This window comes from Acidovorax sp. GW821-FHT10E03, from assembly GCF_059415205.1.
Genome location: NZ_JBWKMU010000002.1, coordinates 401,918 through 415,767, shown reverse-complemented (window position 1 = coordinate 415,767; position 13,850 = coordinate 401,918). Strand labels below are relative to the sequence as shown.

At 69.6% G+C, this 13,850-nt stretch carries 7 protein-coding genes; 3 read left to right on the top strand and 4 right to left on the bottom strand.

What is annotated here, in order from left to right; translation table 11 throughout:
- Positions 1–10: 10 nt before the first annotated feature.
- Together AC07OD_RS05055 and AC07OD_RS05050 are read right to left on the bottom strand one after the other, a co-directional pair.
- Positions 11–769 (bottom strand): LytR/AlgR family response regulator transcription factor, encoded by a 759-nt coding sequence (locus tag AC07OD_RS05055; RefSeq protein ID WP_218295657.1) that lies wholly within the window; start codon positions 767–769, stop codon positions 11–13.
- Complete coding sequence (locus tag AC07OD_RS05050) at positions 750–2,003, bottom strand: sensor histidine kinase (protein ID WP_494595442.1); 1,254 nt, start codon at positions 2,001–2,003, stop codon at positions 750–752. The genes AC07OD_RS05055 and AC07OD_RS05050 overlap by 20 nt, the downstream gene beginning before the upstream one ends.
- 51 nt (positions 2,004–2,054) lie before the next feature.
- Between AC07OD_RS05050 and argH the strand changes: the two genes are divergently transcribed.
- Both argH and AC07OD_RS05040 read left to right on the top strand, forming a co-directional pair.
- Positions 2,055–3,527, top strand: coding sequence for an argininosuccinate lyase (gene argH, locus AC07OD_RS05045; protein ID WP_218340061.1), 1,473 nt, complete (start codon positions 2,055–2,057; stop codon positions 3,525–3,527).
- Positions 3,528–3,731: 204 nt separating this feature from the next.
- Complete coding sequence (locus tag AC07OD_RS05040) at positions 3,732–4,724, top strand: Bug family tripartite tricarboxylate transporter substrate binding protein (protein ID WP_494595440.1); 993 nt, start codon at positions 3,732–3,734, stop codon at positions 4,722–4,724.
- A gap of 141 nt (positions 4,725–4,865) precedes the next feature.
- Here the strand turns inward: AC07OD_RS05040 and AC07OD_RS05035 are convergent, their stop codons facing one another.
- On the bottom strand, positions 4,866–5,474 hold the full coding sequence (locus tag AC07OD_RS05035) for a hypothetical protein (protein WP_218295653.1): 609 nt from the start codon (positions 5,472–5,474) through the stop codon (positions 4,866–4,868).
- Between the two features lie 54 nt (positions 5,475–5,528).
- Complete coding sequence (locus AC07OD_RS05030; RefSeq protein WP_494595438.1) at positions 5,529–7,646, bottom strand: catalase; 2,118 nt, start codon at positions 7,644–7,646, stop codon at positions 5,529–5,531.
- Positions 7,647–7,868: 222 nt separating this feature from the next.
- Here AC07OD_RS05030 and AC07OD_RS05025 point away from each other — a divergent pair, with 222 nt between their 5' ends.
- Positions 7,869–13,841 carry an alpha-2-macroglobulin family protein gene (locus tag AC07OD_RS05025; RefSeq protein ID WP_494595599.1) on the top strand — a complete coding sequence of 1,991 codons (5,973 nt, stop codon included), beginning with the start codon at positions 7,869–7,871 and terminating at the stop codon, positions 13,839–13,841.
- Positions 13,842–13,850 lie beyond the last annotated feature (9 nt).

Sequence of the window (13,850 nt, the reverse complement as noted above, 5' to 3'; positions counted from 1 at the left end):
AGACCAGAAATCAACGCGCCAGCTCTTCCCGCACCGCGGCCACCTGCCGGCGCGACACCGCCAGCAGTTCCGTGGAGCCCTGCAATCGCACGGCCCAGCCTTCGCCCTCCTCGGGGTCGTAGTGTTTTTCCAGCGCGCGCACGGCGCGGCGGGCCACCAGCGCGTTGCGGTGGATGCGCAGGAAGCGCGGCGCGAACTTGGCCTCCAGCTCGCTCAGGGCGCCGTCCATGATGTAGCTGCGCGTGGCGGTGCGCACGGTCACGTACTTCTGCTCGGCCTTGAAGTACAGCACCTCGGCCAGGGGCAGGCGTTCGGTGCGGCCCCGGTCCTGGATGAGCAGGGTTTCGCCTTCGGGCACGCCGGTGGTGGGCGCGGACGCGGGGGGGCGCGTGCCACGCTGTACCTTGGCCAGTGCCTGCTGCAAGCGTTCGCGGCGCACGGGCTTGGTCAGGTAGTCGGTGGCATCCAGTTCGAACGCGCTCACGGCATGGTCCGCGTGGGCCGTCACGAACACCACGGCCGGGGGCTGGGGCAGGGTCTGCAGGGTGTGGGCCAGTGCCAGCCCATCCTGGCCGGGCATGTGGATGTCAAGCAGCACCAGGTCGAAGGCGCGTCCGCCCGTGGGCCCCAGCAGCGCCATGGTTTCGCCGGCGTTGGCGGCCTCGGCCACGGTCATGCGCTGGGCAGGCTGGGCCTGGGCGCAGTCGGACAGGAGGGTGCGCAAGCGGCTGCGGGCCAGGGCTTCGTCGTCAACGATCAGGATGTTCATGGTCGGTAGCGGGGCTGCTGTGGTTGAGGTCGTCTTCGCCGTCCACCATGCGGCGCTGGGATGTTTGCGCGCGGCCGCCATGGGGGCCCCTTCGGGCTGGCGCCGCGCCGCGCGCGCCCCGGGCGCGCGCCTTGGGGTCGGTGGCGGGCAGGGTGATGCGCACTTGGTACAGGCCGTCCTGCACGCCGGCGGTGAATTCGCCCTGCACATCATGCAGCAGCGCCAGCCGCGCGCGGACGTTGGCCAGGGCAATGCCGTGGCCCCGGGGCGCCGTGTCGTCGCCATTGCCGTTGCCGTTCCTGCCTTCCTTGGGGGGCAGGGTGTTGGTGATGCGCACGACCACGCGGCTGCCGCGCAGCTCGGTCAGCACGCGCAGCCGCCCGCCGCGCGCGCTGGGCTCCACGCCGTGCTTGACGGCGTTCTCCACCAGCGGCTGCAGCAGCAGCGGCGGCAGGCGGGCGCTGTCGGTGCGGGGGTCCAGGTTCCACTGCACCTGCAGGCGCTTGCCAAAGCGCACCTCTTCGATGGCCAGGTAGCGGCGCGCCAGGGTGATCTCTTCGGCCAGCGTGACCGATTCCCCCTGTTCCACCAGCGCGTGGCGAAACAGGTCGCTCAGGTCTTCGAGCAGCGATTCGGCCTTGGCCGGTTCCGCGCGCACCAGCGCGATGGCGCTGTTGAGGGTGTTGAACAGGAAGTGCGGCCGGATGCGCGACTGCAGTTCGGTCAGCCGCGCCGTGGTGGCCGCGGGCGTGCGGCCCCGTGCGCGCAGCACCAGCGCCGCCACCAGCATGGCCGCCAGCAGCGCCCCTGTCGCGGCGCTGGCCAGCCAGGGCGGTGACGCAGGTTGCGCCACCAGCGCCAGCATGCCGCAGGCGTAGGCGCCCGCCAGCGCGCCCAGCAGCACGCCGGCCGCATACTGCTGCGCGGTGGAGAGGCGCTGCAGAACAGTCTTGAGGCTGCAGGCCGTGATGAGCCACAGCAGCGTGGCCGGCAATGCCCCGCCCGTCAGCAGCGCCATCGTGGCCAGCCATTCCACGGGGTTGCCCGCTCCGAACATCGCGCCCACGCCCACCACCAGCTCCACGAACAGCACGGCCCGCAGCACCACGCCCACCTGGCAGGCATCGAACACCAGCACCCGGCGCGCGGGCGCCAGGCCACCCCGCGCGGAGCCTCGCGGCAGGGCCGAATCGGGCGGCGGAGGCTGGGTCGATAAAATTTGCGTGTTTTGCATTGCGGCGCCCGGGTTGTCCGGGTGTCTGAACCTCCGGATTATTGCCCTCCTATGTCCAAAGCCCAAGCCACCAGCGCTGACTCTGCGCCGTCCCACAACCAGCTCGATACCAAGGCCCAGGCCTGGTCGGCGCTGTTTTCCGAGCCCATGAGCGACCTGGTCAAGCGCTACACCTCCAGCGTGTTCTTCGACAAGCGCCTGTGGCAGGCCGACATCGCGGGCAGCCTGGCGCATGCCGAGATGCTGGCGGCCCAGGGCGTGATCAGCCAGGAGGACCACGCCTCCATCCAGCGCGGCATGGCGCAGATCACCTCCGAGATCGAGTCCGGCGGCTTCGAATGGAAGCTGGACCTGGAGGACGTGCACCTGAACATCGAGGCGCGCCTGACGCAGCTGGTGGGCGATGCCGGCAAGCGCCTGCACACCGGCCGCAGCCGCAACGACCAAGTGGCCACCGACGTGCGCTTGTGGCTGCGCGGCGAGATCGACCTGATCGGCGACCTGCTCAAGGAATTGCAGGTGTCGCTGGTGGACGTGGCCGAGCAGAACGTCGAGGTGATCCTGCCCGGCTTCACCCACCTGCAGGTGGCCCAGCCCGTGAGCTTCGGCCACCACATGCTGGCCTATGTGGAAATGTTCGCGCGCGATGCCGACCGCATGGCCGATGTGCGCCGCCGCACCAACGTGCTGCCGCTGGGGGCCGCTGCGCTGGCCGGCACCACCTACCCGCTGGACCGCGAGCGCGTGGCCAGGACCCTGGGCATGGAGGGTGTGTGCCAGAACAGCCTGGACGCCGTGAGCGACCGTGACTTCGCCATCGAATTCACAGCCGCCGCCAGCCTGTGCATGGTGCACGTGAGCCGCCTGAGTGAAGAACTCATCATCTGGATGAGCCAGAACTTCGGCTTCATCAAGATCGCCGACCGCTTCACCACCGGCTCGTCGATCATGCCGCAGAAGAAGAACCCCGACGTGCCCGAGCTGGCGCGCGGCAAGACCGGCCGCGTGGTCGGCCACCTGATGGGCCTCATCACGCTGATGAAGGGCCAGCCGCTGGCCTACAACAAGGACAACCAGGAGGACAAGGAGCCGCTGTTCGACACCGTGGACACGCTCAAGGACACGCTGCGCATCTTCGCCGAGATGGTCGGCGGCCAGCTGAACCCCGCCACGGGCCAGAAGGAGGGCGGCATCACCGTCAACGCACCCGCGATGGAGCAGGCCGCGCTCAAGGGCTACGCCACCGCCACCGACCTGGCCGACTACCTGGTCAAGAAGGGCTTGCCCTTCCGCGACGCGCACGAGACCGTGGCCCACGCCGTGAAGGCGGCCACCACGCACGCCTGCGACCTGTCGGAGCTGCCCCTGGCCGTGCTGCAGGGCTTTCACCCGCAGATCGACAAGGACGTGTACGAGTGCCTGAGCCTGCGCGGCTCGCTCAATGCGCGCAACACCTTGGGCGGCACCGCGCCCGCGCAGGTGCGCAGCCAGCTGGAGCGCCACCGCGCGCGCCTGGGAAAATGAGACAACCCCTGGGGCGCTGCGCGCCTTTGCCCGTCTCTCGAATCGCCGCGCAGTTCGGGAAGGGGCACGCCGCCAGCGCACGCCAGCGCAGCGCCGCAGCCACGGCGGGGCGGCCCCTGGTGCGCCGGGGCCGCTGGCCTGAACCGTGCTAGGTGTGCGGATGCGCACCCCAGCGACCACATTCGAACAAACCGGAGTTCTGCCATGACGACCACTTCCCGCCGCAGCCTGCTGTCCCGCCTTTTGCGCATCACCGCCCTGGCTGGCGCCGCGCTGACCGTGGGGCTGGCCTTTGCCCAGGCACCCAAGCCCATCCGCCTGCTGGTGGGTTTCCCGCCCGGCGGCGGCACCGATGCGATCGCGCGCACGCTCGCCGAGAAGCTCAAGGACGAATTGGGCCAGCCCGTGGTGGTGGAAAACCGCCCCGGTGCGGGCGGCCAGATCGCCGCGCAGGCGCTCAAGGCCTCGGCGCCGGACGGCACCACGCTGTTCCTCACGCACGACCACACCATCTCCATCCTGCCGCAGGTGGTGAAGAACCCGGGCTTTGATCCGGTGCGCGACTTCGTGCCCGTGGGTGGCTTCGCCACCTTCGTGAACGCGTTCGCCGTCTCGGGCGGCACGCCGGCGAAGTCGTTCCCCGAGTACGTGGCCTGGGTGAAGGCCAGTGGCCACGGCAAGGGCGCGGTCGGCATTCCGGCACCCGCCTCCACGCCCGAGTTCCTGGTCAAGCTGCTGGGCCAGAAGTACCAGCTGGACCTGGTCTCGGCCCCCTACCGGGGCAGTGCGCCCATGATGGCCGACATGCTGGGCAACCAGATCAGCGCGGGCGTGGCCTCGGTGCAGGACTTCATGGAGAACCACAAGGCCGGCAAGGTGCGCGTGGTGGGCGTGCTGGGCACCAGGCGCCAGGCGGCCATGCCCGACGTGCCCACGTTCGACGAGATGGGCCTCAAGGGCTTCGAGGACCTGCCGTACTACGGCATCTACGCACCCACCGGCACGCCGCAGAAGTTCATCACCGACTTCTCGGCCGCGCTGGCCAAGGTCGTGGCCATGCCCGACGTGCGTGACCACCTCACCGCCATGGGGCTCACCGTGGGCCACATGTCGCCCCAGCAGCTGGCCGCCCGCCAGGCTTCCTACACCGACGCCTGGACCCGCATCATCAAGACGAGCGGGTTCGTGGCCCAGTAGTGGGGGTTCCGAAGGGCCGTGGCGCCAGCGCGGCCGGGCAATGAAATAGCCGCCAGCGCTTGTCAATCAAGCGCTGGCGGCTATTGTTTTTGTAGCTTTGGCATGGAGCGCCTGGCGGCGCCCCCCCCGCGGCTTGTCCGGCTACAGCATGGCCTCGCGCTGCTGCTCGGCGCGCGACGCGCCGATGGCGGTTTCCACCTTCTTGACCTCTTCGGGCGGCGGCAGCACGGCGGGCATGCCCAGCGCCTCAATGGCCAGTTCGCGGCACCAGCCCTTGGTGTGGTAGAGGTGGTGGTCCTCGTCCTTTTCCACGGCCTTGTGGGCCGCTTTCAGCGTCTGGCCCACGTCCCCCGTGGCCACCTCGGCCACCTTGCCCAGCAGTTCCCAGTTGGCGTGGTCCTTGGTCTCGGCGTGCACCACGCATTCGCAGGCCACCAGCTGGGCGGCGGCGGGGTCGCCCCCCTGTTTCGCCAGCAGCATGGCCTTGACCAGGGATTCGCCGATGTGCTTGACCACCGCCCGGCTGGGTGACTGCGCGGCCGGGTCCAGGCCCAGGGCGTCGCACAGGCTGCGCACCACCTCCTGGTGGGTCAGGGTTTCTTCCAGATAGGTCTGCCATTCCTTCTTGAGATCCGGGTTCACGGCGCAGGTGAGCGCGGTGCGGTACACCTGCTCGCCGCCGAGTTCGGTCTCCATCATCTGGAGCACGAGATCATCAAGCTGGTGGCTGTCATAGTGGGCTTTGGGCATGGTTTCTCCTTCGGTGGTTGGGTTGGCAATGGGGTGTGCGCAGGGGGTGTTCGTTCATGCGAGGGTGCGGACCCTGGGTTCGCGCTCCCATTGGCGGGTCTGTGCGGCCGCCAGGAAGCCCTGCACGTCGGCCGGGTCCACCACGCCCGCATCGGGCTCGATGCCCCCGGCCTGCAGGATGGCCTGGGTGCCCTTGCAGGCCGCGATGGCCTTGAGGTGCCCGAACGCGTCGCGGAACCAGTCCACGGCGGCGGCCTCCTGGGCCAGCTGCGCGCCCATCTCGGGCGACAGCACCGAGGCCACGGCGTCGAACACCACCGATGGCGTGCCTTGCAGCTGCCCGTCGGCGGGCAGCTGGGTGCCGTCCCTGAGCCGGGCACCGCCCACCTTGGGCGCCACGATCTTGACGGTGGCGCCGGCCTTCTCCGCCGCCTTGCGCAGGTTGGCCACCGTGTTGCCGTTGGAGCCGTCGGCCACCAGGATGCCGATGCAGCGGCCCTGCAGCGTGGGCTTCATGCGGTCGATGATGCGCAGCGCGGGAGAGGGCGGCAGGTCCTGCACCGGATCGGCCACCGGCGGTGCGGGGGGCAGGGCCTGCAGGCCCAGCCCGTCGGCCACGCGCCGGGCCAGCTCGGGGTCCACGTGCTGCAGGTGGCCCACCACGGCCTCGCGCACATGCGGCGTGCCCACCTTGGACAATTCGAACACCAGCGCGGACGCCATGTGCGCCTGCTCCAGCGGGCTCTGGCTGCGAAAGAACATGCGCGCCTGGCTGTAGTGGTCGGCGAAGCTCTCGGCGCGGATGCGCCCCTTGGCGCCGTCGTCCCCTTGCGCGAAATGCCGCATTCCCAGCGCCTGCGAGGCGCGCGGCGTATCGGCCTGCAGGCTGCTGGGCTCATAGTTCACGCGGCCCTTGGGCACCTGCATCTGCATGTGGCCGTCGCGCTGCATGTTGTGAAAGGGGCACTTGGGCGCATTGATGGGAATCTGCGCGAAGTTGGGCCCGCCCAGGCGCGACAGCTGCGTGTCCAGGTACGAGAACAGGCGGCCCTGCAGCAGCGGGTCGTTGCTGAAGTCGATGCCTGGCGGCACATTGGCGGGGCAATAGGCCACCTGCTCGGTCTCCGCGAAGAAGTTGTCGGGCCAGCGGTTGAGCACCATGCGGCCCACGGGCTGCAGCGGCACCAGTTCCTCGGGAACGAGCTTGGTGGGGTCCAGGTGGTCGAACGGAAAGCGCTCCGCATCCTCTTCGGTGAAGAGCTGCACGGACAGCTCCCATTCCGGGAAATCGCCCGCCTCGATGGCCTCGAACAGGTCGCGCCGGTGGAAGTCGTTGTCCGCCGCCTGCAGCTTCACGGCCTCGTCCCACACCGTGGACTGGATGCCCAGCTTGGGGCGCCAGTGGAATTTCACGAAGGTGCTGTCGCCCGCGGCGTTGATCAGGCGGAAGCTGTGCACGCCGAAGCCTTCCATCATGCGCAGGCTGCGCGGGATGGTGCGGTCGCTCATCGCCCACATGATCATGTGCAGCGACTCGGGCATCAGCGAGATGAAATCCCAGAAGGTGTCGTGCGCGCTGGCCGCCTGGGGAAACGCACGGTCGGGCTCCATCTTGACGGCGTGCACGAGGTCGGGAAACTTCATCGCGTCCTGGATGAAGAACACGGGGATGTTGTTGCCCACCAGGTCCCAGTTGCCCTCGGGGGTGTAGAACTTGACGGCGAAGCCGCGCACATCGCGCGGCGTGTCCACCGAACCGGCGCCGCCCGCCACGGTGGAAAAGCGCGTGAACACGGGTGTCTGAACGCCCACCTCCGTGAGCACGCGGGCGGCGGTGTACTGCTTGAGCGAATGGGTGAGCTCGAAGAAACCGTGGGCCGCCGAGCCGCGCGCGTGCACGATGCGCTCGGGAATGCGCTCGTGGTCGAAGTGGGTGATCTTCTCGCGCAGGATGAAATCCTCGAGCAGCGTGGGGCCGCGTGGCGACGAACGCAGGGAGTTCTGGTTGTCCGCCACGGGAATGCCCAGCTGCGTGGTGAGCACGGGGTGCTTGCCGCCAGCTTGCTGCTGCAACTCGCCCGCGTTGCCGCGGTAGGTGTCGGCCTGGGTGGAGGAGGGAGCAGCGGGCAGCGTCTTCTTTGCCGCGCCGCGGGTGGTGGGGGTTCGTGCCATGGGCGCTCCTGAACGGTGGGAAGGAAGGGAAACAAACCCCCATCTTTGAGGGCCACACGCCGCCGCGGGGTAGGACGCCACCGTATCGGGCCGTCGTCGGCGGGCGGTGATCCGGCCGGCTGGCCGGATACGTAAGCGCTTGCAACGCCGCGCCGGGTGCAGTGCCGTTTTGTTACGCTTGCCGGTTCCTTCGGAGGGGACAGCGTGAACGCAAAGAAATGGATGCTGGCCACCAGCCTGTCGCTGGCGGCCTGGGGGGCGCAGGCCCTGCAGATCACCAGCTTTTCGCCGCAGGGCGAAGTGGCCCGGGTGCGGCAGGTGGTGGCCAAGTTCGATGCCGCTGCCGTCAACTTTGGCGACCCCAAGGCGCCCGCGCCGCTGGCCCTGAGTTGCAGCGATGCCGGGGCCACCAAGGGCACGGGCCGCTGGACGGGAGAGCGCGAGTGGGTGTTCGACTTCGAGCGCGACCTGCCGCCGGGGGTGCGCTGCACCGCCACCGTCAGGGCAGGGTTCAAATCGGCCGCTGGCGCTGAATTGACGGGCGCGAAAAGCTATCAATTCAATAGCGGAGGGCCATTCGTGCAGGCCATTCGCCCGAACCCCTACCAGGAGATCGACGAAGAGCAGTTCTTCGTGCTGCAGCTCAATGGCCCCGCCACCACCGCCAGCGTGCAGGGCAATGTGTGGTGCACGGCCGAAGGCGTGGGCGAGCGCATCCCGGTCCGGTTGATCGAGGGCGCGCAGCGGGCCGAGATCCTGAAGGCGCTGGGCCTGGAGAAAAGCGCCGCGCAGGAGCCCCTGCAGTACGCCGCGCTGGCCTGCAACCGGCGGTTCACGTCCGGTTCGCGCATGCAGGTCGTGTTCGGCAAGGGCGTCGCCACGCCCAGCGGGGTGGCCAACGCGGTGGAAAAACGCTTTGACTTCAAGGTGCGCGAGCCCTTCTCGGCCGAATTCAGCTGTGAGCGGGAGAACGCGCAGGCGGCCTGCCTGCCCATCCGTCCGCTGCAGCTGTCCTTCAATGCCCCCGTGCCGCGCAAGCTTGCAGCGGCCATCCGCCTCAAATCGGCCAAGGAGACGCTCCAGCCCCGGATGGAAGGCGCGGGCGATGGCCAGGCGGGCGATGCGCTGGTGAACAGCGTGCAGTTCGCCGCGCCCCTGGCCGAGAACACGGCGTTCACGCTGGAGCTGCCCAAGGACCTCAAGGACGCCTCGGGCCGTCCGCTGCGCAATGCCGACAGCTTTCCGCTGAAGGTGGCCACGGGCGGCATGCCGCCGCTGGCCAAGTTCGCGGCGGCGCCGTTCGGCATCGTGGAGCGTTTTGCCGAGGGGCCGCGCTCCGACAAGCCCCCCGCGCTGCTGCCGGTGACGCTGCGCAATGTCGAGGCGGCGCTGCGCGTGCAGGGGCTGCAGCCGGGCGCCGAGGCGCCGGCAGGCAAGGTGAGCACGCTCAAGCCCCGCACCGATGCGGACATCATCGCGTGGTTCCGAAAGGTGCAGCGCTATGACAACTACGTGGTGAACCGCAAGCAGGCGCGGCAGGACGTGAGCGGCCCGCTGCCCAAGGCGCTGGACGAGGACAAGGAGTACGTGCAGTCGCGCATGCTGTCGCTGCTGGCGGGCAAGGGCGGGGTGAAGACGCTGGACCTGCCCAGGCCTTCCGGCAACGACCCGCGCCCGTCCGAGGTGGTGGGCATTCCCCTCACGCCCGGGTTCCACGTGGTGGAGATCGCCTCGCAGAAGCTGGGCGCCTCGCTGCTCGACGAACGCCATGGCGATGCCCGCACGATGTATGTGCGCACCTCGGCCCTGGTCACCAACCTGGGCGTGCATTTCAAGCTGGGCCGCGAGAACGCACTGGCCTGGGTGACCACGCTGGACAAGGGCCAGCCGGTGCAGGGCGCCACGGTGCGTGTGTCCGACTGCAAGGGCAACGAGCTGGCGCAGGCCATCACCAACGACCAGGGGGTCGCGAACATCGAGGGCCTGTCGTCCGAACCGCCGCGCTGCGGCGATGCCTACCACGGCGGCGATGGCGGCCAGGCCTATTTCGTGAGTGCGCGCCACAAGGGCGACGACGGCGTGGAGGACATGGCCTTCACGTGGAGCGACTGGCAGCGCGGCATCGAGCCCTGGCGCTTCAACGTGCCTACGAACAGCGCCCCGCGCCCCAGCGAGCGGGCCCACACCATCTTCGACCGCACCCTGTTCCGGGCGGGCGAAACCGTGTCGATGAAGCACGTGCTGCGCTCTGAAACCCGCCAGGGGTTCGCGCTGCCCGCGCAGCGGCCCGAGACCCTGGTCATCACCCATGTGGGCAGCGGCCAGCAATTCACCCAGAGCCTCGCATGGCGCACGACCGCCACCGGGGGGCTGAGCGCGCAGAGCAGCTTCGCCGTGCCGCCCGCCGCCAAGCTCGGCGTGTACCAGGTGGAGCTGCGCAGCGATTCCGACAATGAGCGCAGCTTCAGCTCGGGCGAGTTCCGCGTGGAGGAATTCCGCCTGCCGGTGCTCGAAGGGCGCATTGCGCCGGCCGACAAGAAGGCGCTGGTGCGCGTGCGCTCGGTGCCCACCGACGTGCAGGTCAACTACGTGGCGGGCGGCGGCGCGGCCCATCTGCCGGTGCGGGTGTCCGCCCTGGTGCGCGGCAAGAGCCTGCAGTACGCCGACTACGAGGCCTTCAGCTTCAACCCTCCGCGCAAGCGCGCGCAGGCCTCCAGCGCGGGTGGCGACGACGAGGAGCCCGCCGCCAGCCAGGACGCGCGCGTGATCGCCGACAAGCTGCCGCTCACGCTGAACAAGGACGGCGCGGGCAAGCTGACCATCGACAACGTGCCCCAGGCGCGCGAACCACAGGAATTGCTGATGGAGGCCACGTATGCCGACCCCAACGGCGAGGTGCAGACCCTGCGCGGCACGCACACGCTGTGGCCCGCCGGCGTGGTGGCGGGCGTGAAGACCGAGGGCTGGGTCTCGGCCCGCCAGAAGATCCGCTACCAGGCCCTGGCGCTGCAGCACGACGGCAAGCCCGCCGCCGACACCTCGCTGCAGGTGCAGGCCATCGCGCGCATCACGACCACCACGCGCAAGCGCATGGTGGGCGGCTTCTACAGCTATGACAACCAGACCGAAACGAAAGACCTGGGCACGCTGTGCAGCGGCAAGAGCGACGCGCGCGGCCTGCTGCTGTGCGAGTCCAGGCTGGATGAGCCCGGCGAGGTGGAACTGGTGGTCACGGCCACCGACCGCGACGGCAACACCAGCGTGGCCGCCTCGTCGGTGTGGGTCACGCGCCAGGGCGAGCTGTGGTTTGGCGGCGAGGACCACGACCGCATCGACCTGCTGCCCGAGAAGAAAAGCTACCAGCCGGGCGAGACCGCCAAGTTCCAGGTGCGCATGCCGTTCCGCTTTGCCACGGCACTGGTGGCGGTGGAGCGCGAGGGCGTCATCGACACCCAGGTGGTGCAGCTCAACGGCCAGGACCCGACGGTGAGCCTGAAGGTGCAGCCGGATTGGGGCCCGAACGTGTACGTGAGCGTGCTGGCCCTGCGCGGGCGCCTGCGCGAGGTGCCGTGGTACAGCTTCTTCACCTGGGGCTTCAAGGCGCCGCGCGAGTGGTGGACCTCGTTCTGGTACGAGGGCAAGGAGTACCAGGCGCCCACGGCGCTGGTGGACCTGTCCAAGCCCGCCTTCCGGCTGGGCCTGGCCGAGATCCGCGTGGGCACGCAGGCCCACCAGATCAGCGTGAAGGTGGCGGCCGACAAGGAAAGCTATGCCGTGCGCGGCAAGGCGCAGGTCACCATCACCGCCACGTTGCCGGGCGGCAAGCCCGCCGCCAATGCCGAGGTGGCCGTGGCCGCCGTGGACCAGGCGCTGCTGGAGCTGATGCCCAACACCAGCTGGAACCTGCTCGAAGCCATGCTCCAGCGCCGCAGCTGGGGCGTGGAGACCTCCACCGCGCAGATGGAGATCATCGGCCGGCGCCACTATGGCAAGAAGGCCGTGCCTGCCGGCGGCGGAGGGGGCAGGGCGCAGACGCGCGAGCTGCTCGACACGCTGCTGCTGTGGGAGCCGGCCCTGCAGCTGGACGCCAACGGCCAGGCCAAGGTGACGGTGCCGCTCAATGACGCGCTGACCACGTTCAAGATCGTGGCGGTGGCCGATGCGTCCACCGGCCTGTTCGGCACCGGCAGCACCAGCATCCGCGCCACGCAGGACTTGCAGATCATCAGCGGCCTGCCGCCCCTGGTGCGCGAGGACGACCAGTTCCGCGCGCAGATCACGCTGCGCAACACCACCAAGGCGGCGATGAAGGTCGAGGTGGCGCCGCGCGCCACGCTGCTGGAGCTCAAGCCCCAGACCGTCGACATCCCCGCCGGCGAGTCGCGCGAGGTGGCCTGGAACGTCACCGCGCCGGCCCAGCTGGCGCAGACGCGCTCCGAGTCCATCCTGTGGGAGATCGAGGCCAAGGACACCGTCAGCGGCGCGCGCGATGCCCTCAAGGCACGCCAGCGCATCATCCCCGCCGTGCCGCTCACGGTGCAGCAGGCCACGCTCGTGCAGGTGGACGGCAGCTTCAGCCTGGACGTGAACCCGCCCGCCGATGCGCTGCCGGGCCGGGGCGGCCTCAAGATGTCGCTGCAGCCCAAGCTGGCCGAGGGCCTGCCCGGCGTGCGCGACTGGTGGGCCCGCTACCCGTTCGCCTGCCTGGAGCAAAAGACCAGCAAGGCCGTGGGCCTGCGTGACGGCGCGCTGTGGCAGACCGTGGTGGCGCAGCTGCCCACCTACCTGGACAGCGACGGTCTGGCCAACTACTTCCCGCCGCGCGACGGCGACGCCAACCGGGGCAGCGACACGCTCACGGCCTACGTGCTGGCGGCCACGCACGAGGCGGCCAGCCTCAACCCCGCGTTTGCCCTGCCCGACGAGGCCCGCGCGCCCATGGAGCGCGGCTTGATCGCGTTCGTGGAAGGCCGCATCCAGCGCAGCTTCTGGAGCCCGCGCAAGGACCTGGACATGCGCAAGGTGGCCGCGCTGGAGGCGCTCTCGCGCTACGGCAAGGCCCAGGGCCGGATGGTCGGCAGCATCACCATCGCGCCCAACCAGTGGCCCACGCACACGGTGATCGACTGGGTGAACGTGCTCAAACGCGTGGCCGACGTGCCCGAGCGCGACAAGCGCCTGGCCGAAGCCCTGCAGATCCTGCGCAGCCGCCTGTCGTTCCAGGGCACCAAGCTGATCTTCAGCACCGAGCAGGACGACTACTGGTGGTGGCTGATGCAGAACGGCGACGTGAACACCGCGCGCCTGATGCTCGCGGTGATGGACGACCCGGCCTGGAAGGACGACATGGGCCGCCTGGCCAACGGCTTCATCAGCCGCCAGCAGGCCGGCGCCTGGCACACCACCACGGCCAACCTGTGGGGCGGGCTGGCGCTGGAGAAGTTCAGCGCCAGGTTCGAGGCCACGCCGGTGTCGGGCACCACCAGGGCCGCCATGGGCGCCCACAACGCGGCGGTGGACTGGAGCAAGGTCGAGCGCGTGAAGACCACCGACCTGACAGGCGCTGCGCACCAGACCACCTGGTTCGGCGCGCCTGCGTCGCCGGGCAACCTGAAGAACAACGGCATGTTCCTGCCCTGGGGCAAAGCGGGTGGCAAGGAGCCACTGGCCGTCACGCACCAGGGCCCCGGCAAGCCCTGGCTCACGCTGCAGTCGGTGGCCGCCATCCAGCTGAAGGCGCCTTTTGCCGCCGGGTACTCCATCACCAAGACGGTGACGCCCGTGGAGCAGGCCAACAAGGCGCTGCCGCCCGGCCAGTACACGCGCGGCGACGTGCTGCGCGTGACGCTGGAGGTGAACGCCAGCGCCGACATGACCTGGGTGGCCATCACCGACCCGGTCCCGGGCGGCGCCACCATCCTGGGCAGCGGCCTGGGCCGCGACTCGGCCATCGCCACGCAGGGCGAGAAGGCGAAGAGCGGCGCGGGCTGGCCCGCGTTCGAGGAGCGCAGCTTCGAGGCCTTCCGCAGCTACTACGAGTACCTGCCCAAGGGCACGGTCAAGATGGAGTACACCGTGCGCCTGAACAACGTGGGCGATTTCGCGCTGCCCCCGAGCCGCGTGGAGGCCATGTACGCGCCCGAGATGTTCGGCGAGCTGCCCAACGCGCGGGTCAAGGTGGAGGCGGCCAGGTAGCCGCGGCGC